Annotated in this window: 26 protein-coding genes and 1 pseudogene; 16 read left to right on the plus strand and 11 right to left on the minus strand. The window is 24.7% G+C overall.

Going from position 1 to position 26,041, the window contains the following annotated elements:
- Window positions 1-57: 57 nt before the first annotated feature.
- The gene (locus tag AAHN02_RS02705; protein ID WP_338966716.1) at window positions 58-1,002 is read right to left on the minus strand and encodes an IS30 family transposase; all 945 of its coding nucleotides are present in this window, start codon (window positions 1,000-1,002) and stop codon (window positions 58-60) included.
- A gap of 80 nt (window positions 1,003-1,082) precedes the next feature.
- Window positions 1,083-2,996, minus strand: coding sequence for an ankyrin repeat domain-containing protein (locus AAHN02_RS02710; protein ID WP_342278092.1), 1,914 nt, complete (start codon window positions 2,994-2,996; stop codon window positions 1,083-1,085).
- A gap of 297 nt (window positions 2,997-3,293) precedes the next feature.
- Between AAHN02_RS02710 and AAHN02_RS02715 the strand changes: the two genes are divergently transcribed.
- Together AAHN02_RS02715 and AAHN02_RS02720 are read left to right on the plus strand one after the other, a co-directional pair.
- Window positions 3,294-3,443 carry a helix-turn-helix domain-containing protein gene (locus AAHN02_RS02715; RefSeq protein ID WP_342277390.1) on the plus strand — a complete coding sequence of 50 codons (150 nt, stop codon included), beginning with the start codon at window positions 3,294-3,296 and terminating at the stop codon, window positions 3,441-3,443.
- A gap of 141 nt (window positions 3,444-3,584) precedes the next feature.
- A complete protein-coding gene (locus AAHN02_RS02720) occupies window positions 3,585-4,478 on the plus strand; it encodes an IS30 family transposase (RefSeq protein ID WP_342278093.1) in 894 nt (297 codons plus the stop codon).
- Here the strand turns inward: AAHN02_RS02720 and AAHN02_RS02725 are convergent.
- A complete protein-coding gene (locus AAHN02_RS02725) occupies window positions 4,462-4,980 on the minus strand; it encodes a ribosome-inactivating family protein (RefSeq protein WP_342278094.1) in 519 nt (172 codons plus the stop codon). The two genes, AAHN02_RS02720 and AAHN02_RS02725, sit on opposite strands and share 17 nt — an antisense overlap.
- A 55-nt stretch (window positions 4,981-5,035) precedes the next feature.
- Entirely contained in the window at window positions 5,036-5,599 is a 564-nt protein-coding gene (locus AAHN02_RS02730; protein WP_342278095.1) for a hypothetical protein, read from the minus strand.
- A 245-nt stretch (window positions 5,600-5,844) separates the two neighbouring features.
- Between AAHN02_RS02730 and AAHN02_RS02735 the strand changes: the two genes are divergently transcribed.
- The 4 genes from AAHN02_RS02735 (at window position 5,845) to AAHN02_RS02750 (ending at window position 9,014) form a co-directional block, all read left to right on the plus strand.
- The gene (locus AAHN02_RS02735; RefSeq protein WP_342278096.1) at window positions 5,845-6,237 is read left to right on the plus strand and encodes a UPF0236 family transposase-like protein; all 393 of its coding nucleotides are present in this window, start codon (window positions 5,845-5,847) and stop codon (window positions 6,235-6,237) included.
- Window positions 6,204-7,154 (plus strand): hypothetical protein, encoded by a 951-nt coding sequence (locus tag AAHN02_RS02740; RefSeq protein ID WP_342278097.1) that lies wholly within the window; start codon window positions 6,204-6,206, stop codon window positions 7,152-7,154. The genes AAHN02_RS02735 and AAHN02_RS02740 overlap by 34 nt, the downstream gene beginning before the upstream one ends.
- 382 nt (window positions 7,155-7,536) lie before the next feature.
- Window positions 7,537-8,037, plus strand: coding sequence for a hypothetical protein (locus AAHN02_RS02745; protein ID WP_342278098.1), 501 nt, complete (start codon window positions 7,537-7,539; stop codon window positions 8,035-8,037).
- Between the two features lie 17 nt (window positions 8,038-8,054).
- The gene (locus AAHN02_RS02750; protein ID WP_338967518.1) at window positions 8,055-9,014 is read left to right on the plus strand and encodes a GMP reductase; all 960 of its coding nucleotides are present in this window, start codon (window positions 8,055-8,057) and stop codon (window positions 9,012-9,014) included.
- 41 nt (window positions 9,015-9,055) lie between these two features.
- On the opposite strand, the gene AAHN02_RS02755 is transcribed toward AAHN02_RS02750, so the two are convergent.
- Entirely contained in the window at window positions 9,056-10,000 is a 945-nt protein-coding gene (locus AAHN02_RS02755) for an IS30 family transposase (RefSeq protein WP_338967892.1), read from the minus strand.
- 204 nt (window positions 10,001-10,204) lie between these two features.
- Between AAHN02_RS02755 and AAHN02_RS02760 the strand changes: the two genes are divergently transcribed.
- The 7 genes from AAHN02_RS02760 (at window position 10,205) to AAHN02_RS02790 (ending at window position 17,336) form a co-directional block, all read left to right on the plus strand.
- Window positions 10,205-11,596: an MFS transporter gene (locus AAHN02_RS02760; RefSeq protein WP_342278099.1), complete on the plus strand. Its 1,392-nt coding sequence runs from the start codon at window positions 10,205-10,207 to the stop codon at window positions 11,594-11,596.
- Window positions 11,597-11,970: 374 nt separating this feature from the next.
- Window positions 11,971-12,135 (plus strand): hypothetical protein, encoded by a 165-nt coding sequence (locus AAHN02_RS02765; protein ID WP_342278100.1) that lies wholly within the window; start codon window positions 11,971-11,973, stop codon window positions 12,133-12,135.
- 76 nt (window positions 12,136-12,211) lie between these two features.
- Window positions 12,212-13,156, plus strand: a complete 945-nt coding sequence (locus AAHN02_RS02770) for an IS30 family transposase (RefSeq protein ID WP_338966716.1) — start codon at window positions 12,212-12,214, stop codon at window positions 13,154-13,156.
- Between the two features lie 426 nt (window positions 13,157-13,582).
- Complete coding sequence (locus AAHN02_RS02775) at window positions 13,583-15,586, plus strand: fructose-specific PTS transporter subunit EIIC (RefSeq protein WP_342278101.1); 2,004 nt, start codon at window positions 13,583-13,585, stop codon at window positions 15,584-15,586.
- 3 nt (window positions 15,587-15,589) lie between these two features.
- Window positions 15,590-16,507 (plus strand): type I phosphomannose isomerase catalytic subunit, encoded by a 918-nt coding sequence (locus AAHN02_RS02780; RefSeq protein ID WP_342278102.1) that lies wholly within the window; start codon window positions 15,590-15,592, stop codon window positions 16,505-16,507.
- A 79-nt stretch (window positions 16,508-16,586) separates the two neighbouring features.
- Window positions 16,587-16,949 (plus strand): hypothetical protein, encoded by a 363-nt coding sequence (locus AAHN02_RS02785; protein ID WP_342278103.1) that lies wholly within the window; start codon window positions 16,587-16,589, stop codon window positions 16,947-16,949.
- Window positions 16,950-17,336, plus strand: a complete 387-nt coding sequence (locus tag AAHN02_RS02790; RefSeq protein ID WP_342278104.1) for a hypothetical protein — start codon at window positions 16,950-16,952, stop codon at window positions 17,334-17,336.
- A 140-nt stretch (window positions 17,337-17,476) separates the two neighbouring features.
- Here AAHN02_RS02790 and AAHN02_RS02795 read toward each other — a convergent pair whose 3' ends face one another.
- Window positions 17,477-17,749, minus strand: coding sequence for a hypothetical protein (locus tag AAHN02_RS02795; RefSeq protein ID WP_342278105.1), 273 nt, complete (start codon window positions 17,747-17,749; stop codon window positions 17,477-17,479).
- 19 nt (window positions 17,750-17,768) lie between these two features.
- A complete protein-coding gene (locus AAHN02_RS02800) occupies window positions 17,769-18,713 on the minus strand; it encodes an IS30 family transposase (RefSeq protein WP_338966716.1) in 945 nt (314 codons plus the stop codon).
- A 321-nt stretch (window positions 18,714-19,034) separates the two neighbouring features.
- Here AAHN02_RS02800 and AAHN02_RS02805 point away from each other — a divergent pair, with 321 nt between their 5' ends.
- Both AAHN02_RS02805 and AAHN02_RS06405 read left to right on the plus strand, forming a co-directional pair.
- Window positions 19,035-19,874, plus strand: coding sequence for an ankyrin repeat domain-containing protein (locus AAHN02_RS02805; protein ID WP_342278180.1), 840 nt, complete (start codon window positions 19,035-19,037; stop codon window positions 19,872-19,874).
- Window positions 19,871-20,311: pseudogene (locus tag AAHN02_RS06405) on the plus strand (ankyrin repeat domain-containing protein); the annotation flags it as partial. The gene AAHN02_RS02805 and the pseudogene AAHN02_RS06405, both read left to right, overlap by 4 nt.
- Before the next feature lie 568 nt (window positions 20,312-20,879).
- Here AAHN02_RS06405 and rpsD read toward each other — a convergent pair.
- The 3 genes from rpsD to AAHN02_RS02825 form a co-directional block, all read right to left on the minus strand.
- The gene (gene rpsD / locus AAHN02_RS02815; RefSeq protein ID WP_342278107.1) at window positions 20,880-21,494 is read right to left on the minus strand and encodes a 30S ribosomal protein S4; all 615 of its coding nucleotides are present in this window, start codon (window positions 21,492-21,494) and stop codon (window positions 20,880-20,882) included.
- 422 nt (window positions 21,495-21,916) lie between these two features.
- Window positions 21,917-22,624, minus strand: a complete 708-nt coding sequence (locus AAHN02_RS02820; protein WP_342278108.1) for a UPF0236 family transposase-like protein — start codon at window positions 22,622-22,624, stop codon at window positions 21,917-21,919.
- Between the two features lie 111 nt (window positions 22,625-22,735).
- Window positions 22,736-23,299, minus strand: coding sequence for a UPF0236 family transposase-like protein (locus tag AAHN02_RS02825; protein ID WP_342278109.1), 564 nt, complete (start codon window positions 23,297-23,299; stop codon window positions 22,736-22,738).
- A gap of 340 nt (window positions 23,300-23,639) precedes the next feature.
- On the opposite strand from AAHN02_RS02825, the gene AAHN02_RS02830 reads away from it, so the two are divergent.
- Window positions 23,640-24,665, plus strand: a complete 1,026-nt coding sequence (locus AAHN02_RS02830; RefSeq protein WP_342278110.1) for a ribosome-inactivating family protein — start codon at window positions 23,640-23,642, stop codon at window positions 24,663-24,665.
- Between the two features lie 941 nt (window positions 24,666-25,606).
- Here the strand turns inward: AAHN02_RS02830 and AAHN02_RS02835 are convergent.
- Window positions 25,607-26,011 (minus strand): hypothetical protein, encoded by a 405-nt coding sequence (locus AAHN02_RS02835; protein WP_342278111.1) that lies wholly within the window; start codon window positions 26,009-26,011, stop codon window positions 25,607-25,609.
- Window positions 26,012-26,041: the final 30 nt, after the last annotated feature.

Here is a 26,041-nt window from a genome sequence, read left to right on the forward strand (position 1 = left end):
ATAAATAACTTAATTGTAATTCGCCAAATAATTGCCAAATTGTAAAGTTAAGTGCAACTAAATTATTTTTCTAACCAAATATTCGATTGGCGAAAGATAATTTAGTATTTTTCTTGGTCTTTGGTTTAAAGACAATATAAATTTATGAACTGCATTTTTAGTAGTGTTTGAAAAATTAAATTTTTTAGGAAATTTTTCTCTAATTAAACCATTAGTATTTTCATTAGTACCTCTTTGTCAAGGTGAATATGCATCAGCAAAATAAATTTTCACATTTAAATTTTTTTCAAGTTGTTGTCAATTAGCAAATTCTTTACCCCTATCAAATGTTATAGTCTTAACAAGATTATTTGGAAGAATTGATAAATAATGACTAATATTTTTGTTAATAACTTTAGTAGTTCTATTTTCAACTAATATTGCTAAAGTAAATCTTGATGTTCTTTCAACTAAAGTTATTAAACATGATTTACTTTTACCTCGTGATGATACTACAGTATCACCTTCTCAATGGCCAAGAGTTATGCGATTATTAACATTTCGTTCTTTAATGGATTTACCATTAAATTTACCCCGATTTTCTTGAGATTTTCGTTTCTTACCTTTTCTTCTTAAATTTTTACTAGTAACCTTTTCAAGTAATCCAGAATAAATTCAATTGTAAATTGTTTTAAAACTAATAATTCATTCTTGATGAAAATTTTTAATTCTGCCATAAATTTGTTCAGGCGATCAACCTAATAATAATTTTTGTTGTACATATTTTACTAATTCTCTATTTTTAAATTTATGAAAATAAACATGTAATTGTTTTCTATTTTCTGCTTTATTTTGTGCAATTAATGAAAAATAATGATTATTATCTTTATTTCTATTAACTTCTCGATTAATAGTACTAATACTTCGATTAAGATTTTTAGCTATTTCACTAATTTTTACTTTAAATTTCAATTGATTCTCAATATAAATTCTTTCATCTATGCCAAGATGTTTGTATCCCATATAAAAACTCCTTAAATTTACTTTTTCTAAAATAAACTTAGCATCATGAAATTTTTATATGAAATCTTTTGCAATTTTATTTACTTGCACTTACAAGTATAATTCAGCAATTGGATAAATCGGTTTCTAAATTCTTCATTATTATTTCTAGCTGGCAATAAGTAAGATGTTGCTACCGACCAAAACAAACAACTATTATCCGCTGGTACATCATACAAATTATTTTGATTTGTTGTTTTAGTATTTTGGTTTTGTGTGCCACTAGTTCCAGCTTGTTCACCAACACTCACTCTTTTACTACTGCTACCTTGTGATTGACTTCCGCCAGCATTTGTATTAATGTTGCTATTAGATTTTGAAGATGAGTTTAAAAAACCACGTTTAAATCCTCCAAAATCTGATTCATCTTTTGTAATTGTTTTTTGTGTCTTACTTGGTTTGCTTGCTTTTTTAGCAAGTGTAAATGTAACTATTACGCCACCAGGACAATTTTCATCATTAGAAGTAATAAGTGCAGTTGTTATATTAATATTTGTAATTTTAATTTTTTTTAAAAAATCTAACTTAGGATTTAATTCTCTAACATGTTTTAAAATTGTTTGTTCAGAATTATCTGCTATTTCTCCTAAATTACGATTTATAATAATAAAATCTCATAATTTAATTTCTACTAATTCTTTTACCAATTCATTTTGTTTTTCTTTTGTTAAATTCCTATAATTTTGCATTATTTTTGGAAATTCCTTTAATTCATTGTTTTCCTTAAAATATTTATTTAAATCACTAATAAAGATTTTTTTAATTTTTTCTTCAAATTCTTTTGAATTAATATCTTCTTCAAGTTTTTTAATTATTTCTTCAGAAATTTTTTTGTTTTCTTCTGTTTCTTGTTTTTCTTTATCTAATTTTTCATTTCTTTTTGGTTCTTTTAATTCTTTTAAAGCGTTTTTAGTTTCTTCTAAACTTTTTATAATTTTATTTTTTTGTTGTTCATCTTGAACTTTTTCTAATAATTCATTACATAATTTTATTTTATTTTTTAATATTTTTTCAAATTCTTTTTCAAATTCTTCTGAATTAAAATGTTTTTCCATTTCTGCTTCAAGAAGATTAGGAATAATTTTTTTTAAACTACTGTCAGTGTTAATTTTAGGGTGTTTTAATAATTCTTCAGCAATTTGTGTTTTACCAAAAAATTCTGCAAAAAATAAAGGTGTTAGTTTTATTTTTTCTTTAAGATTGATATCAATATCAGAATGGTTTAACTTATCAAAAACTTCTTTTAAAAAGGGAATTGTATAGTCTTTTTTAACTATAGCATTAACATTAATTTTAGGGTGTTTTAACAATTCGGTAACAATTTCATTTTTATCAAGTATTACTGCTAAATGCAAAGGTGTTATATCATTTATAGCTGTAATATTAACATTAATCTCAGGATTTTTTAATAATTCTTTTACAATTTCTGTTTCACCCAAACGTACCGCATTGTGTAAAACACTCATATGACAAATAGGTTCTGTTTTATTTACATTAATATTTTTATGTTTTAATAGTTCTTTTACAATTTCTGTATGACGAAGAGCAAGTGCTATATTTAAAGGTGAAAAAAAATCATTTGAATTACCATTTATCATTTCTGATTTCGGAATTAAATTAATTAATAATTTAATAATATCTAAGTTTTTTTGATAAACACTTATAACTAAAAGAAAATTTTCCTGATTCTTATTAATACCAATATTATAAATTAATTGATTTTCATTAATATTTATTTGTTTTATATTTATCATATTATATAATTTCCCAAGGAATTTTCTTAGTTCTAATTGTTTTTGTATGTAATTTAAAATTTCAATTTTAATATCGGAAAATTTTTGGTTTTGTGGTTTATCAAATAGATCTCCTACTGCTTTGATTATTTTGTAATTCTCATTTTCTTTTTTAAAAATTTCATTAATTATATCTTGATTATTATAAATAAAATCATACATTTTTTTGATTTTTATTAATTCTTCTCAAATTTCTATTCTAAATTTATTAAACTGTTCTGAATATTTTTTTCAATCACCTCTTAATTGTGATGTATAATCTTTTCAATTTATTATTTTATTTTTGTTAAATATTTTTTCTTGAATATCTTTTAATATATTTTTACTCTCAGATATGATTTTTTTTAATTCGCTGAATTATACTTGTAAGTGCAAGTAAATAAAATTGCAAAAGATTTCATATAAAAATTTCATGATGCTAAGTTTATTTTAGAAAAAGTAAATTTAAGGAGTTTTTATATGGGATACAAACATCTTGGCATAGATGAAAGAATTTATATTGAGAATCAATTGAAATTTAAAGTAAAAATTAGTGAAATAGCTAAAAATCTTAATCGAAGTATTAGTACTATTAATCGAGAAGTTAATAGAGCTGAATTATACTTGTAAGTGCAAGTAAATAAAATTGCAAAAGATTTCATATAAAAATTTCATGATGCTAAGTTTATTTTAGAAAAAGTAAATTTAAGGAGTTTTTATATAGGATACAAACATCTTGGCATAGATGAAAGAATTTATATTGAGAATCAATTGAAATTTAAAGTAAAAATTAGTGAAATAGCTAAAAATCTTAATCGAAGTATTAGTACTATTAATCGAGAAGTTAATAGAAATAAAGATAATAATCATTATTTTTCATTAATTGCACAAAATAAAGCAGAAAATAGAAAACAATTACATGTTTATTTTCATAAATTTAAAAATAGAGAATTAGTAAAATATGTACAACAAAAATTATTATTAGGTTGATCGCCTGAACAAATTTATGGCAGAATTAAAAATTTTCATCAAGAATGAATTATTAGTTTTAAAACAATTTACAATTGAATTTATTCTGGATTACTTGAAAAGGTTACTAGTAAAAATTTAAGAAGAAAAGGTAAGAAACGAAAATCTCAAGAAAATCGGGGTAAATTTAATGGTAAATCCATTAAAGAACGAAATGTTAATAATCGCATAACTCTTGGCCATTGAGAAGGTGATACTGTAGTATCATCACGAGGTAAAAGTAAATCATGTTTAATAACTTTAGTTGAAAGAACATCAAGATTTACTTTAGCAATATTAGTTGAAAATAGAACTACTAAAGTTATTAACAAAAATATTAGTCATTATTTATCAATTCTTCCAAATAGTCTTGTTAAGACTATAACATTTGATAGGGGTAAAGAATTTGCTAATTGACAACAACTTGAAAAAAATTTAAATGTGAAAATTTATTTTGCTGATGCATATTCACCTTGACAAAGAGGTACTAATGAAAATACTAATGGTTTAATTAGAGAAAAATTTCCTAAAAAATTTAATTTTTCAAACACTACTAAAAATGCAGTTCATAAATTTATATTGTCTTTAAACCAAAGACCAAGAAAAATACTAAATTATCTTTCGCCAATCGAATATTTGGTTAGAAAAATAATTTAGTTGCACTTAACTTTACAATTTGGCATTCATTAATATTTTTAATATTTGCAAAAATTTCTAAAGTCTTTTCATCACATTGAAACCTCATGGCTTCACTTGTAATAAAAATCATTCTTACTAAATCATCTTTTATTGTTTGATTTTCTTGTTTATTATTATCATAATCTGCTAAATTTGAAATTGCATCTTTTAAAGTCTCGTTAGAAATATTAATATTTTTTCCTTTATCTGGTTTTCCATTTTCTTTTATTACAACATTTAAACCATCACTTGTGTATGCTCCTGTATAATTTAAATTAATCTTTTGACAATTATATTTTTTAATTACTGATTTATTTAAAGTTTTAATTTTTTCTTCATCATCTTTTAAATTTTCACCTTGTAAATTACTGAGTTTTTTATTTAAAGAATTTAATTCATTATTATAATTTAATTTTTTAATATTTTTCTCTTTTTCTTTAAGAGGAATTAATTTATTTTTTTCTTGCAAATATTCTTTCACTTTTTCTTCATTAAATAAAAGTTTGTTTTCTTTTATAGTTTAGAAGAACCTACTGTTATTGCAGGAATATTTTTTCTAAAAGTTCATCATCAAAATAAAAATAATGATTTTGATTGTTGACAAACTCTAGTAAATAAAGATTATTTAAATTAATTACTAATTTTATACTTTTATTATTACTATTTTTTAATGTTAATATTAATATTTTTTCTTTGTTATTTTGTCATTCTTTAATTCAATTAGCCATTTTGGGCTCTAATTCTTCTAATTTAGAAATAATTGTTTTATTATTAAGTTCTTTGCTTATAAGTCCGCCCATATTAATACTTCTTAATGGATCAAGATATTTTTCATCAATAAGTTCTTGCAACATTTTTTGAATATTTTCAGAATAATTTTCATCTAAATTAATTTCTTTTTCAATAATATCAGTTTGACTATCTGTATTTTTTGAAGATTGGAATTGTTGTTCATTTTGTATTTTTGGAGTAGTTAAAATATCTTCATTGTTTTGTCTTTTTTTAATATTATGTTTTCGATTAGGAGCGGCCGCAATTACTGTTAGCATGGCACTACTAGCAATAGTAATTGTTCCTAGTAATTCTAAAAGTTTTTTCATATAAATCAAATCCTTTTCGTGAATTTTTACTAATTAATAAAATTTATTAAATAATCAACATGCTTTTTCCAAATCTTAGTCTGGAATCTATTCACTTTGCAGTTTCATTATATACCGTCAAACAAAAAAATTCTACTTTTACTATAATAGGCTTCTTACAATACTATGATAGTAACTGAAAATTGTATTATTGAAGCAAATAAATTAAACTTTATTAAAATTACTACCAAGAAAGGTGATTTTTTATGTTAAAAATTAATAATAATTTAAAAACGATAGAAAACAAGCATTGATTAAGTTTATTTACAACGCATAAAAATATGTACACTAACAAATGTGAACAATTAGCTAACGAATATGAAAAATTAGATGAATACTTATATAAATATCATTATTGTTTAAAACAAGGTTATAAAGTAGTTCATTTTGCAACAAGAACAATTATTACAATTTTTGGTGAAGTTATTTTTAAACGACGCCGATATAAATATTGAAATCAAAAATCAGGTAAATTTGAATATGTATGTTTATTAGATAAAGAAATTGGTTTATTGCCCAAACAACGCATTTATTTTGATGTCCAATTTAAAGTTTTAAGTCTTTTTTGGGTGATGGTAAACGGTATCGCGATGTTTTAGATGCTCTAAATCATTGTTATATTTCAAAAGCTAGTATTTCAAATATTTTAAATAAATACGATATTGCTGAATATTTTCAACTAACAGAACAAGAAACTAAAACTAGAATTGATGTTAAAAATAATGATTTATATATTCAACTAGATGAGACATTTTTAGCGACATTAGATAATAAAGTTAAACAAGACCAAAGAATTCGTTTAGCTACTTTTCATACCGGACATAAAGAAAAAAATTACAAAAATGCTCGTAGAGAATTAGAAAACAAACGAGGTCATTTTCTAATGTTAAAAATTGGTAAACGAATAAATACAATTGATTATCGTGATTTATTAATTAGAGAAATTGCCAATAGTTTTGGTAATGTTAGATATATTTTAGATGGTTATCACACTATTAAAAAATTAAAACAAGCGGCATTTAATATTATTTTTGAAAATCGCAAAGTAACACTAAATAGTTGAATTGAATTATATAAAAATGGAAATCATCAAGAATTGATAAAAAACATTCGTAATGTCGCTAAAAATGAATTAAATAAAGATATTAAAACAAATTTAAGGAGGGCGAGTAATTATTTCAGTAATAATAAGCACGGCATTCATAATCAAAATTTAGAATGAAATATCGGTTGTAGCATCGAGAGTGATGTATCACATTTAGTAAAACAACAATTAGGATATGGAGCAAAAATATATAATCATAAGAATTTAAATAACTTATTACATTTAAGAATGGCAAATTTAAACAAATTAAATGTATTACATTATATTAATGAAAATATTAATTCAGAAATAGAAATCAGAAAAGAAATATATAAAAATTCATTATGAAATAAATATAATAATAAAAATGATGATAGTTGAATTAATTATAAAGGTAATGCTGTAACAAATAAATATAATAGATTTAAGTAAGTAAAAATATAAAATTAATATATATTAGTGAAAATTTAATAATATTAATAATTTTTATTGTGTAAAAATTCAATAATATGATAAAATAGTAATGAATAAAAATGACAATAATAAGGAAAGACAGGGTTAGTTTAGTAATTAAATAATATAATTAGCTGATTGTTTTACTTCTTCAAAGCAATACCTAAGAAAACTAAACGCGACCCATTTTAAGTTTTATATTGATTATTTTCAAAAAATTGGGTATAATTTTCTAGCGTTTGATTTACGATATCATCATAATGAAATCGCTAATAAAAAAGTAACATTAGGAAGTAATATTAAAGATTTAGTAACAATTATTAATTTATTTAATAGCAAATATCCTCATCAACAAATTTATTTGCTTGGACAGGGATTAGGTGCTAATATTATATCTTGTCTTAGTAATAAAGTATCGGTTACTGGGATAATATTATTGAATATAATTAGTAATCCTAATTATCTTGATAGTGATTTGAAAACAAAATTTATTTCGTTGTATGGTTTTTGATTTGATCGTAATGTTAAATTACCAGTTGTTTTGGTGGAAAAATTAATTAGTAAGAATAAAACTTATCAGTTACAAATTAAGAAATATTTTGAAAATAAGCCGTTTTTATTATGATATCGGTTACAAATGAACTCTTTAATTAATAAATCGTATTGAAAACTTAAAAATTCAAATAAAAAAGTTTTATTATTACAAAGTAATAATCATCCGTTTAGTAATCAAAAAAAAATTAAAAAGTTAATGGGGGCTCATTTACTATATTTCATTGATGATGCGCATGATTTACTATGAAGTAAAAACTATGAGCAATATTGTAAAATGATTCATCAATGAATTGAGAATAGTAGTTAATGTTTAAGGAGAAAAGTATGAAAAGAGAATATTATAATTTTGAAAATATTCGGTTATTACCTAAAAAATGTATTGTTGAATCAAGGAAAGACTGTGATGCCAGTGTGCAGTTAGGTAACTTTAAATTTAAGTTACCAATTGTTCCTGCTAATATGACAACAGTTATTAGTGAAACAATGGCATTATTTTTAGCTAAAAATAATTATTTTTACATTATGCATCGTTTTGAGTTTGATAATGTGGCTTTTGTTGCTAAAATGAAAGCCCAAAATCTTTATAGTTCGATTAGTTTGGGAATTAAATTAGAGGATTATAATGTCATTGATGAATTGAAAGCAAAAAATTTAATTCCTGATTTTATTACTATTGATATTGCTCATGGACATTCGCAATATATGGAAAAGATGCTTAAATACATTAAAATTCATTTACCACAAACATTTGTTATTGCGGGAAATATTGCTACGGTTGAAGCAGCACAAGATTTAGTTTCTTGAGGAGCTGATTGTGTTAAAGTTGGTATTGGTCCGGGAAAAGTTTGTACGACAAAGTTAAAGACTGGTTTTGGCACCGCTGGATGACAACCCAAAGCTTGTTTAGACATTTTTAATACGATTAAACAACCAATTATTTTAGATGGTGGTTTACGCGAACATGGTGATATTGCTAAAGCGATTAGATTTGGGGCAACAATTTGTATGGTGGGAGCGATATTAGCAGGATTGGAAGAATCACCAGGGAAAACTGTCCAAGTTGATGGTCAATTTTTGAAAGAATATTATGGTTCAGCTAGTGCCTTTAATAAAAAAAATACTGATAATATTGAAGGCAAGAGAATTTTTGTTCCGATTGAAGGAAATATTGCTTCAAAGTTAAGAGAAATTAATCAGGATTTACAATCAGCAATTTCATATTCGGGAGGCAATAAACTTTTTGATTTAAGAACCGTTGATTATGTTTTATTAGTTAGTGAATAAAAAAATGTCATTTTTAAGCCAAATTGTAAAGTTAAGTGCAACTAAATTATTTTTCTAACCAAATATTCGATTGGCGAAAGATAATTTAGTATTTTTCTTGGTCTTTGGTTTAAAGACAATATAAATTTATGAACTGCATTTTTAGTAGTGTTTGAAAAATTAAATTTTTTAGGAAATTTTTCTCTAATTAAACCATTAGTATTTTCATTAGTACCTCTTTGTCAAGGTGAATATGCATCAGCAAAATAAATTTTCACATTTAAATTTTTTTCAAGTTGTTGTCAATTAGCAAATTCTTTACCCCTATCAAATGTTATAGTCTTAACAAGATTATTTGGAAGAATTGATAAATAATGACTAATATTTTTGTTAATAACTTTAGTAGTTCTATTTTCAACTAATATTGCTAAAGTAAATCTTGATGTTCTTTCAACTAAAGTTATTAAACATGATTTACTTTTACCTCGTGATGATACTACAGTATCACCTTCTCAATGGCCAAGAGTTATGCGATTATTAACATTTCGTTCTTTAATGGATTTACCATTAAATTTACCCCGATTTTCTTGAGATTTTGGTTTCTTACCTTTTCTTCTTAAATTTTTACTAGTAACCTTTTCAAGTAATCCAGAATAAATTCAATTGTAAATTGTTTTAAAACTAATAATTCATTCTTGATGAAAATTTTTAATTCTGCCATAAATTTGTTCAGGCGATCAACCTAATAATAATTTTTGTTGTACATATTTTACTAATTCTCTATTTTTAAATTTATGAAAATAAACATGTAATTGTTTTCTATTTTCTGCTTTATTTTGTGCAATTAATGAAAAATAATGATTATTATCTTTATTTCTATTAACTTCTCGATTAATAGTACTAATACTTCGATTAAGATTTTTAGCTATTTCACTAATTTTTACTTTAAATTTCAATTGATTCTCAATATAAATTCTTTCATCTATGCCAAGATGTTTGTATCCCATATAAAAACTCCTTAAATTTACTTTTTCTAAAATAAACTTAGCATCATGAAATTTTTATATGAAATCTTTTGCAATTTTATTTACTTGCACTTACAAGTATAATTCAGCTTAAATAAATGACATTTTTTCTTTTAAATTAAAGATGTTTTACTAAATCTTATGTTAAGATAAATTTATAAGTTTATATTTGAGAGGAGTAAGAAAATGACAAAACTAAAAAATTCATCTTTTGTGAGAGTTTTTCATAGTTTTGGCAGTAAAAAAATATGAGCTATTGCTATTTTAGCAATGGCAGATGTATTATCAATGACATTGCCTTTTTATTTAAAAAATGTTTTTTCTAATATTCATACTGAGTTTGGTATTAGTGAAGAAAAATTTACTAGTGCTCTTGCAATATATGGGTATGTTTTATTACCATCATATTTATTTGGTGGTTATCTTGCTGATAAAGTTAGTTTAAAGTTATTAATTGTTAGTGGTTTAGCAATAATTGGTGGCGTTGGTTTTTGATATGGAGCAATTCCATTTATGCAAGGTACCGAAGAAGCAATTTTTAGTCAGTTAGTAGCGATATTTGTTATTTGAGGATTAGCAACAGGATTTATTTTTTGGTCAGCATTATGAAAGTTATTGTCACAACAAGCAACCGACAAGCAACAAGGAACAGTTAATGGTTTATTAGGCAGTATTAATGGTTTGTTTGGTGCTTTAATTGTTGGTTTTTCTTATGCGATTTATTTTATTTTAAAAGCAACAAGTTTAGATAATTGAGCATTTCCAGCTTTATGTTGAGTTTTATCAGCAACAGCTTTAATTGTTTGTGTTTTAACAATGTTATTTGTTGAAGAAAAGCAAAAAACGAAAGCTTTTGCTTTTAAGTGAGATGAATTACGACTGATTATTGGTAATATTAAGGTGTGGTTAGTAACACTATTAATTTTAGGTGTTTATATGTTTCAATCAGGTTTAAGCGTTTTTATTAATTACTTAGAAAATAGTTTAAAAGTTGCTAGTGTAGTAACATTTATTTTAGGAATTGTTAGAACTTATCTCTCACGGTTTGCTGTATCTTCATTTGCAGGAAATATTGCTGATCGCTGAGGGAAGTATATTCTCTTTATTACTTTGGGACTAGTAATAAATAGTTGTTTAATTTTGATTGCTATTATTACACCTGGGTTTGGAACAACAATTAATAATTTTGGAGCTGCTGGAAAAATTACAATTCAAATTATTGTTTCGGCGATGTTTATTCTTTTAGGAATAACTTGTTGATGTTTAGTAACTAATCGTTGAGCAGTAATTAATGAATTAAATATTCCAGAAAAGAATTATGGTTTAATGGTAGCATTTATTTCTTTAATTTCTTTTTCTCCTGATGCTTGATTTTGACATATTGCTTCTGTTGTTTATAAGCGTTATGAAATCGTTGAGATTGTTAATGGTAAAGAAGAAAAATTTTCTAGTCAAACGGGATATCAAATTGTCTTAACAATGATTCTTGTTGTTTCATTATTAGCAGTATTAGCGGGATGCATATTATTATTTTTAAAAAGAAAAGATAATAAGCGCTTAAAAATATCAGCTAGTTAATGAAATCAATATTAAATTAATATTAAGTCGCTTTTAAATTTAAAAGCGACTTTTTGTTGCAAATAAACGAAAGTTATTTCATAATGAGTAAAAGTTAAATATTAGATTTTATTTGTATTATATTTTAATTAAGAGAACATTTGAAAGGAAGGTTATTAAAATGCTAAAGGCATTATTAGTATTTTTAATATCAGGATTTGCTTTTTCTAGTTTAGAAAATAAAACACGATTTTAAATTTAATATTTTTAATTAGTGCTGAAATGAAAGACCTATGATAATTGAAACCATTTATTTTTAGCAATTGGAGGCTATGATGGCATATTAGCCAAAGAAATTGATAAACTTGTTAATCAATAAAAAAGGAAAATAAATTGTGAAGTTAAGTTTTTGAAAGAAGCAAGATCAACTAGATATCAATTTTAATAATGATTTTGCCATTGAAGTTAATAATTTATCTAAGAAAATAAAAGGTAAAGTTATTTTGGATAATTTAAGTTTTAATATTAGCTGAATTATACTTGTAAGTGCAAGTAAATAAAATTGCAAAAGATTTCATATAAAAATTTCATGATGCTAAGTTTATTTTAGAAAAAGTAAATTTAAGGAGTTTTTATATGGGATACAAACATCTTGGCATAGATGAAAGAATTTATATTGAGAATCAATTGAAATTTAAAGTAAAAATTAGTGAAATAGCTAAAAATCTTAATCGAAGTATTAGTACTATTAATCGAGAAGTTAATAGAAATAAAGATAATAATCATTATTTTTCATTAATTGCACAAAATAAAGCAGAAAATAGAAAACAATTACATGTTTATTTTCATAAATTTAAAAATAGAGAATTAGTAAAATATGTACAACAAAAATTATTATTAGGTTGATCGCCTGAACAAATTTATGGCAGAATTAAAAATTTTCATCAAGAATGAATTATTAGTTTTAAAACAATTTACAATTGAATTTATTCTGGATTACTTGAAAAGGTTACTAGTAAAAATTTAAGAAGAAAAGGTAAGAAACGAAAATCTCAAGAAAATCGGGGTAAATTTAATGGTAAATCCATTAAAGAACGAAATGTTAATAATCGCATAACTCTTGGCCATTGAGAAGGTGATACTGTAGTATCATCACGAGGTAAAAGTAAATCATGTTTAATAACTTTAGTTGAAAGAACATCAAGATTTACTTTAGCAATATTAGTTGAAAATAGAACTACTAAAGTTATTAACAAAAATATTAGTCATTATTTATCAATTCTTCCAAATAATCTTGTTAAGACTATAACATTTGATAGGGGTAAAGAATTTGCTAATTGACAACAACTTGAAAAAAATTTAAATGTGAAAATTTATTTTGCTGATGCATATTCACCTTGACAAAGAGGTACTAATGAAAATACTAATGGTTTAATTAGAGAAAAATTTCCTAAAAAATTTAATTTTTCAAACACTACTAAAAATGCAGTTCATAAATTTATATTGTCTTTAAACCAAAGACCAAGAAAAATACTAAATTATCTTTCGCCAATCGAATATTTGGTTAGAAAAATAATTTAGTTGCACTTAACTTTACAATTTGGCATATATGTATGATTTTTGTTGTAAAAAATTATTTTAATGTTGTTTTTATAAGCATTTTACTTAGTTTTTATAACCTTTTATTAAGAATATGTTTGTTAATATTAAATATTTTGTTTTATTAATTATTTTTCAAGTAAAAAGGTAATAAATTTTTAGTTGCTTTTCTTTCAAAATTATTCAAATCTTTACCCACCTAACAAAACTTTATGCGCCCTAAAAAACTGCTTGTGTTTGTCATAAGTCTGTGGTATATTACAATTAGTACCAATATTGCCAGATAATATGATTAATAAATTAAATGATATAACAATACAATAAATTTTCACATTAAAATAATATTATTTAAAATTCTAAAAATATGATAATATTAGTATATAAAGATATAGTAAAGGTAATAAAAAAATGAATAAAAACTTATTAAAATTAAACAATATTGTTTTTAATCTTGATGTTAATAGTCAAGATGATGTTTTTAATGAAATTGCTCGTTTAGCTGCTAAAAATAATATTATTAACAGTCAAGATAATACTATTTTAATTACAGCACTAAAAGCAAGAGAAGCTTTAACATCAACAGGAATGGGTGCCGGTTTAGCAATTCCGCATGCCCAAGATGATGTCATTAAAAAACCAGCAGTAATGTTTTTGCGTTTTAAACAAAAAATGGATTGAAAAGCAATTGATGATCAACCTGTACAAATGGCAATTGTTTTACTTGTTCCTAAAATTCAAGCTAGTGATTTACACTTAAATATTTTAAGTTCCATTGCTCAAAGATTATTAGATGAAAAAGTTAAAGAAATTTTAACAAATAGTCTTAGTAAAGAAGAAATTATTAATGCTTTGTTTTGCGAAGAAGCTAACGAACCAAAGATAGTATCAAAACCAACAAATATTTTAGCCATTACTGCTTGTCCAGTTGGTGTTGCTCATACTTATATTGCTGCTGACAAGTTAAAACAAGCAGCAAAGAAGTTAGATTATGGCATTAATGTGGAAACTCATGGAGCAGCGGGAGTTAAAAATTCATTTACTAATGAAGATATTGCTAATGCTGATGCAGTTTTAATTGCATCTGATATTGGCGTTGATTTAAGTCGTTTTGCTAATAAAAAAATTTTACAAGTTAAAGTAAGTCAAGCAATTAAAAATCCTGAACAATTATTAATTGATGCTTTAAATAGTAATAAAGTATTGTCTGCAATTAATTTTAGTACTAAAAATAAACAAAATAATAGTTCTATTTTAAAACACTTTATGACCGGTGTTAGTTATATGGTACCTTTTGTTATTTTGGGAGGGATTTTAATTGCACTATCTATTAGCTTAGCAAAAATTATTACAGGAAACAATAATGCTACCCCTAATGATATTGAATTTTTAAAATATTTAAATATTATTGGAGCTAGTGCCATGTATTTAATGATTCCTATTTTAGGTGGTTTTATTGCTTATTCAATTGCGGGTAGGGCTGCTTTAGTGCCAGCAATGGTAGCATCATTAATAGGAAACGAGGGAAATAATTTTTTTAAGTTTTTTAAAGTAAATATTATTGACTCAGTTACAAATAAACCAATTGATATGGTACCAATGGGTTTTGTTGGTGCATTAATCGCTGGATTAGTAGCAGGATATTTAGTAAAATGAATTAATTCGTGAAAAGTACCACAATCACTATCAGCAGCCATTCCAATTTTTGTTATTCCCATTTTGGTTGGAGGATTGTTATCTTTAACATTTATTTTTGTTATTGGTGCCCCAATTTCTTATGTTATGACTTGAGTGCAATATGGTTTATCCTGAGTTTATGGTAATCAAAATATTGGCTTAGGAATTGCCTTTGCAATGGGGTTATTAATTGGAGCAATGGCAGGATTTGACATTGGTGGTCCAATTAATAAAGTTGCTTTCTTTACTGCTAGTACATTAGTTACAATGAAAATTTATCAACCAATGGGAACAATAGCAGCCGCTATTCCCGTAGCACCGCTTGGAATGGGTTTAAGTACAATAATTTTTCATAAATATTTTGATGCTGAAAGTCGACAAGCAGGAATTGCCTCATTAATTATGGGAACAATTGGTATATCTGAAGGTGCAATTCCTTTTGCAATTAGGGACCCTAAAAGAGCTATTATTGCTAATGTTATTGGCTCATCAATTGCTGGTGGATTAGCGGGAATTTTTTCAATTCAAAATTATGCCCAACATGGAGGACCAATTATGGCATTCCTTGGCGCCGTTCCATATGGGTCACAAACAGCAATTTTCTTAATTATCATTGCTGTTGGAACCTTAATAACTTGCTTTTCATATGGACTATTACTAATGATAAAAAATAATGAATTAAATTTAAAAAAATATAATTTTATGAAATATACTACTTGATTTAAAAGAGGGAAATAATTAATGTCACAAATTTTAAAATTAAAACCGCAATTTCTTAAAAAAATATGAGGCTCTCATCGCCTTCAAAATTGAGGATATGATATTAATAATGAAACAAATATGGGAGAAGCTTGAGTAATTAGTGCTTTAGATTCAAATCCTACTGCTATTATAAACGGTTCATTTCAAGGACTAACATTAAAAGAGTTTTATGAAAGAAATAAAAATTTATTTAATTTAACTTATAATGAATTTCCATTATTAAGTAAGATTATTACTAGTGATGATTATTTAAGTGTTCAAGTTCATCCCAATGATGAATATGCTAAAACTCATCATCAAAGTCTAGGAAAAGCAGAGTGTTGATATATTCTTGATTGTCCCAAAGATGCTAAAATTATTTATGGTCATAACGCTAATGATAATCAACAATTAACAACAATGATTAATGAAAAGCAATGAAAGCATTTTTTAAAAGAAGTTGCCATCGTTCCCGGAGATTTTTTATATGTTCCGCCTGGTAAAGTTCATGCGATAACCCCCGAAGTTACAATTTTTGAATTACAACAATCTTCTGACATTACTTATCGTCTTTATGATTTTGATCGTAAAGATGATGAAGGAAATTTACGATCATTACATTTAAAAGATAGTTTAGCAACAATTACTGTTCCTGATACTAACTTAGATGTTATTCATCGTGAAAATGGATTATTAGTTAATAATGAATATTTTTCATTACATTTAATTAATAATTCATTGCCAACAACTTACGATTTTAATGAAACTAAGTGATTACAATTAACAGTTGTTAGTGGAGCAGGAACAATTAATGATGAACCTTTTAAAATGGATGAATCAGCAATCATTTTAGATGATAAAATAATGCAATTAACAATTACGGGAACAATAAAATTACTAGTTAGTTATTGTAAATAAAATTTTAAAAAATAATCAATCACTTGATTATTTTTTTATTATTCTTTGATATCATAATAATTAAGGAGAGTGCTTAATTGTGAAATTTTCAATATTATTTAGTATTATAGGAACTTTATTAGGAAGTAATAGTGTTGTAGCTACAATAATAAATAGTAAAAATGATTATTTATTATTTTCTAATAACGATACTAATATTAATTCTTGATATAAAAATGTTAAAACATTAATAAACGAACAATTAGAAGTTGCTCAAGACCCTAATTTAACAAATGAATACCGGTTAAATGAATTTATTCGTTTGCAAAATGAAATTGATATTTTAGTTACAAAAATTAAAAACTTACAAATTCAAATTTTTCAAGATTTATCAATTAATAAGGTAAATAAACTAAAATACTTAAATGATTGAAAAACTAAATTAAAAACAATAATGACATAGGTGAAGAAACATAATCGGTTAATAATATCTAATTTATTAATTTTAGGAAACTATGAACGCGAGCAAATATTAATCATCATTAGTAATATGATAATGAATCTTGATAAATATATTATGACTTTAAATGATGAAGAAGAAATAAATGAAGAAGAAGATTTTAATGACCTTATTATTAAAGTAAAAAAATTTTTTGAAATTGAATATGATTGAAATTTTACGGCTAATCATATCCAAGCAAATGTTATTAATAAAATAAATCAAGAACTTAAAAATTATTTAGGTAATGATAGTAAAGTTGTGCAAGTTAAATTATGAAATTATTTTGATGAAAATAAAAATTTAAACTCAGGAACTCAAAAGATTTATTTAATGGTATTTTTAATATAAACCATTAAATAATCCCATCATTGTATTTACTGATTGTTCATCAGTAATATTATGTTCATTACTTTGCTTAATATTATTACCAAAACCGTTACTATTAAAAAAATTAAAATTATTCCTATTGTTTTAAAAATATTCATAATCTAAACCTCATATACTCGAATATCTGCTAATATTTCCATAAATGTATCATTAATTAATTCTCAATAATAATTTTTTTGGATATCGGGTGTTAAAAATCAATATGTAAAAGCTTCAGCAAAATACTCATTTTCAAAAAAATATGGTGATGAATTAGCAGTTTTTCCAAAACCTCAACCATATTGACTAGGTAATGCTGTAAATAAAGCTAATTTTCTTTGCAATGCTGTTATTGAAGTAATTATTCCATCAAATGGAATAATTTTATATGCCAAATTGTAAAGTTAAGTGCAACTAAATTATTTTTCTAACCAAATATTCGATTGGCGAAAGATAATTTAGTATTTTTCTTGGTCTTTGGTTTAAAGACAATATAAATTTATGAACTGCATTTTTAGTAGTGTTTGAAAAATTAAATTTTTTAGGAAATTTTTCTCTAATTAAACCATTAGTATTTTCATTAGTACCTCTTTGTCAAGGTGAATATGCATCAGCAAAATAAATTTTCACATTTAAATTTTTTTCAAGTTGTTGTCAATTAGCAAATTCTTTACCCCTATCAAATGTTATTGTCTTAACAAGATTATTTGGAAGAATTGATAAATAATGACTAATATTTTTGTTAATAACTTTAGTAGTTCTATTTTCAACTAATATTGCTAAAGTAAATCTTGATGTTCTTTCAACTAAAGTTATTAAACATGATTTACTTTTACCTCGTGATGATACTACAGTATCACCTTCTCAATGGCCAAGAGTTATGCGATTATTAACATTTCGTTCTTTAATGGATTTACCATTAAATTTACCCCGATTTTCTTGAGATTTTCGTTTCTTACCTTTTCTTCTTAAATTTTTACTAGTAACCTTTTCAAGTAATCCAGAATAAATTCAATTGTAAATTGTTTTAAAACTAATAATTCATTCTTGATGAAAATTTTTAATTCTGCCATAAATTTGTTCAGGCGATCAACCTAATAATAATTTTTGTTGTACATATTTTACTAATTCTCTATTTTTAAATTTATGAAAATAAACATGTAATTGTTTTCTATTTTCTGCTTTATTTTGTGCAATTAATGAAAAATAATGATTATTATCTTTATTTCTATTAACTTCTCGATTAATAGTACTAATACTTCGATTAAGATTTTTAGCTATTTCACTAATTTTTACTTTAAATTTCAATTGATTCTCAATATAAATTCTTTCATCTATGCCAAGATGTTTGTATCCCATATAAAAACTCCTTAAATTTACTTTTTCTAAAATAAACTTAGCATCATGAAATTTTTATATGAAATCTTTTGCAATTTTATTTACTTGCACTTACAAGTATAATTCAGCACTTGCACTTACAAGTATAATTCAGCAATAATTGAGAAAATGTTGATTGGCAAACAAGAAATTCACAAATTATTTTTGTTAGTGAAAATCTTAGTAATATTTTAGGAATTGCTAGAATGCCAATAGAATTATCGATTCAAGAGCAAAGTAATTTTATTATATCAAGATTATGAGAAAAATGCTAATAATGATGTTGACGGCGGATATATTCCCCTGCATCTCGCTATTTTAGAAGGTAATATCCCGCTAACACAGTTATTGTTACAATGTGATAGTAGTAATGTTAATTTTCAGACACCCAATAATGAAACATCGCTTCATCTAGCTACGCGTACTAATAATATTAGATTAAATGAATTATTACTTGCCAATGGTGCCAATGTTGATGTTCAAGATAATGGCAATCTGACAGCCCTTTATAATGCTGTTGATAATAATAATTTAGTATTAGCTAGTTTATTAGTAGAAGCTGGTGCTGACCCAAATTTACCTGATGAAGAATCTGAAGAGGATCTGCCACTTCATCTTGCTGTCCATCACGATAATCTTTTATTAGTACAACTTTTACTAGAAAATGGTGCAAATCCTAATTTACAAAATGAAAATAGTGAAACCCCGCTTCATCTTGCAATGCGGAGCATTAATGTTTTGCCATTAGCTCGGTGCTTATTAGCATATGCTGCTGATATTAATGCCCAAAATGATAGTGAAGAGACAGCCCTTAATATTGCTGTGCGTTGTGCTAATTATGATGCGGTCCATTTATTAGTAACCAATGGTGCTGATGTGACAATACTAGATTCTGAAAATCAATCACCAATTTATTTAGCTTTACTTGATGATGATTTAAAAATGATTAAGTTATTTATTGAGTATGATGCTGATGTTAATTGTTGTACTTCTAGTGGTGATACGCCTCTACATTTAGCGTTAAATGAAAATGACTTTGAATTAGCACAATTATTTATTGAAAGGGGTGCTAATCCAGATATTCTCTATTTAATGATAATAATACCCCGTTACATATCGCAAGTCGCAATTTTGCCGGATTAACATTTATGCAAATGTTAATTCAACAAGGTGTTAATGTAAATACTACTAATATGGTGGGTAGTATGCCAATTCATGAAGCGACATTTGTAAATAATATTTCAGTAATGCAATTATTAATTAGTGAAGGAGCTAGTGTCAATGTTATTAATAATATTGGAGCGCCATTGCATATTACAATAATTACTGGTGCGATTACAACAGCAACTTTTTTATTAAGAAATCGGGCTGATGTCAATATTAGAAATAATAATCTTGATACGCCATTACACTTAGCAGCTATGGGGAAAGATTTTAAAATGGTGAAGCTATTACTAGAAAATGGTGCTAATGTTAATGTGCAAGATTATTGTGGTCTTACGCCCTTACACTGAGCAGTTTATAATAGTGATGTCATAACAACTACTATTCTCTTAGAAGCAAACGCTAATATTAATATTAGAGGATTAAATGGGGCCACACCATTTGAACTTGGAGAATATTTTAATAATTTTGAAATAAGAAATTTGATGTGAGAACAAGTTAATAAGAATATTAAGAAAAGTGATGCTAATATTTGTTTAGTGGAAAAAAATATTCAGCAACAACAAGAAGGTTTATTTAATGATAAAAAATGTCACAAGCAAAAAATAGAAGTGGCAACAAATAATAGAAATTCTAAGAAATTTAAAGTTAATGAAATTTCACAAAAAGATTTAGACGAAGCAGGAACATCATCAGGAATTACAATGAATACTAATACTAAAATAAATATCCAGCCAGAACCGAGTTGTCCTTTACCAAATTTATCAGAATATACTTTTATAGATGAAGAAATGTCAGAACAAAACCAAAACAAAAAAAAGAATGATGATTTAATCAAGCAGATGCTAGAAGATAGAGAAAGAAAGAATAGAAAAAGAAAGAGCAGAGAAAGAGAAGATCTTTTATAACTTTAAATAGTAAAAAGACTTAGAGGATTATCACTCTAAGTCTTTTTACTTATCTTTAATTATACTTAATTTATTATTAAATAATACGGTTATATCATTCAACAATTAAAGATTCATTAATTTCCGAATTTAATTCATTTCTTTCAGGATAACGAATGTAAGTTCCAACAATATTTTTGCGATCAAAGCTAACAAATTCCAATGTTCCAGCATTTAATTCAATTGCTTCTAACAGTTTTGGATTGTTCTTATAATTTTCTTTAATTGTAATCTTATCATTAGGTGATACATGATAAGAAGGGATATTAACTTTCTTATTATTTACTAATATATGACTGTGATTAACTAATTGGCGAGCTGCACTTCTTGTTCTTGCTAAACCTAAACGATAAACAATGTTATCTAAACGAGATTCTAATAAAATTAAAAAGTTAGTTCCTGTAACACCACTCATTTTTTTGGCTTTTAAAAATGTATTTCGAAATTGTTTTTCATTTAAACCATACATATATCTTACTTTTTGTTTTTCTTGTTGTTGTAAACCATAGTTAGATAATTTTCTTCTTCTTGCTCCGTGTTGTCCTGGAGCAGTTGTACGCTTTTTTCCTTTAGCAAATTCTTTTCCAGTTTCTAAAATTGAAAATCCAACTCTTCTTGCAATTCTAAAAATAGCTCCTGTATATCTTGACATAATAAAAACTCCCTTATCAATATATTTGACATTATAAAATCAGTGAGTTTAAATTAAACTCTAATTAAGATAGATTACTATTCGCCATTGCAGCAAAGGCTACTTAAAGTAAAAGATTAAGCAATCTATTTGCAACTTAATTATGTTTAAAAGCTGTGATTTAATTGTCTTTAAGTATTATATAAATTACTTTCTTAAATGTCAATACAAGTTTATTTAAGGGTCGCGTTTAGTTTTCTTAGGTATTGCTTTGAAGAAGTAAAACAATCAGCTAATTATATTATTTAATTACTAAACTAACCCTACCTTTCTTGTTATTGTCATTTTTATTCGTTATCATTCTATCATATTATTGAATTTTTACACAATAAAAATTATTAATATTAAATTTTCACTAATATATATTAATTTTATATTTTTACTTACTTAAATCTATTATATTTATTTGTTACAGCATTACCTTTATAATTAATTCAACTATCATCATTTTTATTATTATATTTATTTCATAATGAATTTTTATATATTTCTTTTCTGATTTCTATTTCTGAATTAATATTTTCATTAATATAATGTAATACATTTAATTTGTTTAAATTTGCCATTCTTAAATGTAATAAGTTATTTAAATTCTTATGATTATATATTTTTGCTCCATATCCTAATTGTTGTTTTACTAAATGCGATACATCACTTTCAATGCTACAACCGATATTTCATTCTAAATTTTGATTATGAATGCCGTGCTTATTATTACTGAAATAATTACTCGCCCTCCTTAAATTTGTTTTAATATTTTTATTTAATTCATTTTTAGCGACATTACGAATGTTTTTTATCAATTCTTGATGATTTCCATTTTTATATAATTCAATTCAACTATTTAGTGTTATTTTGCGATTTTCAAAAATAATATTAAATGCCGTTTGTTTGAATTTTTTAATAGCGTGATACCCATCTAAAATATATCTAACATTACCAAAACTATTCGCAATTTCTCTAATTCAAGTAGCGCCATCGCCACAAACAATTATTTTGTCATAATTAATATTCACATAATGTTTTTGTAATTCTCTAATTAATAAGTCACGATAATCCATAGTATTTATTCATTTACCAATTTTTAACATTAGAAAATGACCTCGTTTGTTTTCTAATTCTCTACGAGCATTTTTGTAATTTTTTTCTTTATGTCCGGTATGAAAAGTAACTAAACGAATTCTTTGGTCTTGTTTAACTTTCTAATCTAATGTCGCTAAAAATGTCTCATCTAGTTGAATATATAAATCCTTATTTTTGACATCAATTCTAGTTTTAGTTTCTTTTTCTGCTAGTTGAAAATATTCAGCAATATCATATTTATTTAAAATATTTGAAATACTACCTTTTGAAATATAACAATGATTTAGAGCATCTAAAACATCGCGATAGCGTTTACCATCACCCAAAAGACTTAAAACTTTAAATTGGACATCAAAATAAATGCGTTGTTTAGGCAATAAACCAATTTCTTTATCTAGCAAACATACATATTCAAATTTACCTGATTTTTGATTTCAATATTTATATCGGCGTCGTTTAAAAGTAACATCACCAAAAATTGTAATAATTGTTCTTGATGCAAAATGAACTACTTTATAACCTTGTTTTAAGCGATAATGATATAAATATAAGTATTCATCTAATTTTTCATATTCATTAGCTAGTTGTTCGCATTTGTTGGTGTACATATTTTTGTGAGTTGTAAATAAGTTTAATCAATGCTTATTTTCTATGGTTTTTAAATTATTATTAATTTCTAACATAAAAAAATCACCTTTCTTGATAGTAATTTTAATAAAGTTTAGTTAGCTTATTTTTCTTCTTTAATGATAAATGTTTTTTAGAACTAGTATTCAATATCTTGAAAAAATGATAGAAATTATTTTTTATTTTGTCGAAAATTCTTGATATTTTAATAAAACCTTGATTTTATTGGATTTTTAATAAATTAATGTTTTTGCAAAAATCTATATTTGATAAGGACTTTTGACTTTATCAATTATTTTCTACAAAATTAAAGGAAATTATTATTTAATGATATATAATTAAATTCCAAAGTAGAGGTAGATTACAGAATAAGATTTGGGGAAAGGAAATAACAAAATGAAAAAATTAATAAGTTTATTAAGTTTTTTAACAATTAGTGGCGCAACAATGCCAATGGTCGTTGCCGCGGCCCCGTATCAACAAACAAATAATTTAGAAGTTTTAAGTAGAGTTAAAATAACTAATAATAATATAAGAGAAATTCCGACATCAAGTAGTGAATTAAATATTAATGAAGAATTTTCTCAAGTAGACTTTTATAATACAATAACCGAAATTAGAAATTGATTAAGAAATCAAAACATTCTTCTTTTAACTTCAACCAATTCTGACGGTAGTACAACAACTCCTTATGCTATAAATACAGATTTACAAAATAATAATAATAATTTTATTATTCCTGTATCATTTCAAAATAGAAGAATAAATTTAGTTTTTAGATCTAGAGATCTTTATCTTCAAGGATATACAATGATTGGTAATAACAATAATATTTATTATCATTTTAATGATTCTACAACCACAAATATTAATGGTTATACTTCATGAAGATTAGGCTTTGATGGAAATTATAATAGTTTGTTACCTTCAGAAGAATATATTAGATGAAATGATATTTTAGCTTCTTTTAATGATTTAATAAATTATTCAGAAGATACTACAACAGCTAGAAGTATTAGAAGATCTTTAGGACGTATAATTATACTTACAGCAGAAAGCTTAAGATTTAATAGTGTTCAAAGTTTAATAGATAATAATTTCAGACTAGAGCAAGAGCGGCCAGAACGTCCAATATATTGAAATCCAGGTTCAAATGAAATTTTAAATTCATCAAAAGAACCAAATGTTAATTTTATTGTAACAAATTGATTAACAAATTCTAATTTATTTTATAGTAATAATATAATGAATAGAGATTTTAAACAAAATTTAGGAAATCAAATTGCAATACTTGTTGTATCCGCTGGAGTTCAATTTTTAAGAGATTGATGTGAAAAATTTCCAAACTCAATGCCAAAAAAAGAAATAAAAGAAATATTAATGACAACTTATTATGTTCTAAATATGAAAAACAAGGATTAGGTACATTTATTATAAATAACAGTTTAGGGTCTTTAAATAACAATAACAAAGATACAATTTTAGCAGCTGTTAAAGCCAAAAATACTAATTTAGATATAAATGATGTTGGTGTTAGTCGAATTACAGATACCTCTGCTGATATTGATGGGGCAACATACTATAATTCAAATAAATATCAAGGTTATAAAACAGTTTATTTTACAAATAAAAAATGTTCTTTTAAAGAAATATTTTTAACACCTGTTTGAGATAATTGATACAGATTAATTCCGGGATATGATGCTTATCATGCGATAGAATGTATTTAATTATTAAAAAAAATATTGTAAATATTACATAATCAATCACTTTAATTGCAACAAGCATTACTAAAATTATTAAAAATAAATTTGTTATAAGTGATCATTCTAGCTGAGGCGGAAGTGTCACAAATGAAGATTTCAATACTCTCGTAAAAGTAATGCTGTTTCATTTTGAACAAATAAATGGTTATTTTGAAATATTAGATAATGAAAATGATGGTTTTGTCATTATAACCAACACTGAAGGCGATTGACTAGGAATAGAATAAAATTTAACATTATTAATTAAAAAATTAAAATATTTCTTATATGTGTTATGCATAAATAACCCGACTTCAAATTTTAATTTTAATATATTTGTTAATTATCTAATTTAAATTAAGATTAAAAATATTTTTAACTAAAGCAGTATTTAAACTTAAATACTGCTTTTTTATTTTGTCAAAATAGAAAAAATGAAAAAGTTGTTTAAGAAGAGTATTATCATAATTAAAAACCATCTTTCTCTAGGCAGTAATTTTAACATTTTATATATTTTTATTAATTAAATAATGAATTAATTGTTGTCTTTTTTTGTATGAAATTTTTTAATATGAAATTTGTTTGAACCGGGATAACTATATTCTTGTATTGTTATTTTTACATCTTTAATTTTTTTAGCAATATAAAAATATTCAATATTTTTTTTTTGAAAATCTTTATCAAAAAATTCTCTTTCTTCTGGGGTGCTGTTTTCTTTTTTATAATTATAAATTTCTTTAATTTTTTTAAATACTGGTTCATTGGTAAAGACAGCAACCCTCTAGTATTTTCTCCATAATTTTTTATTTCTAAAGGTAATTGCTCTTTTACTGAGTCAATATTAATATATACTGGGTCGCTGCCTTTTTTATACAATGATTGTAAATAACTGTTATTTATTTCTGAAAATTTTAAGTCATATATTTTATATTGAACTTGTTGTGTTTCGTTTTCTTTTTTAGAACAGCCAACTATTGGTAATATTGTTAATGTCGAAAGAGTTATTATATTTAAAATTTTCATTATTTTAATTCTTTTATTACTTTATTTTTT

Origin of the sequence: Spiroplasma endosymbiont of Nephrotoma flavescens (genome assembly GCF_964030835.1) — a bacterium.
In the GTDB taxonomy this organism is placed as follows: domain Bacteria; phylum Bacillota_I; class Bacilli_A; order Mycoplasmatales; family Nriv7; genus Nriv7.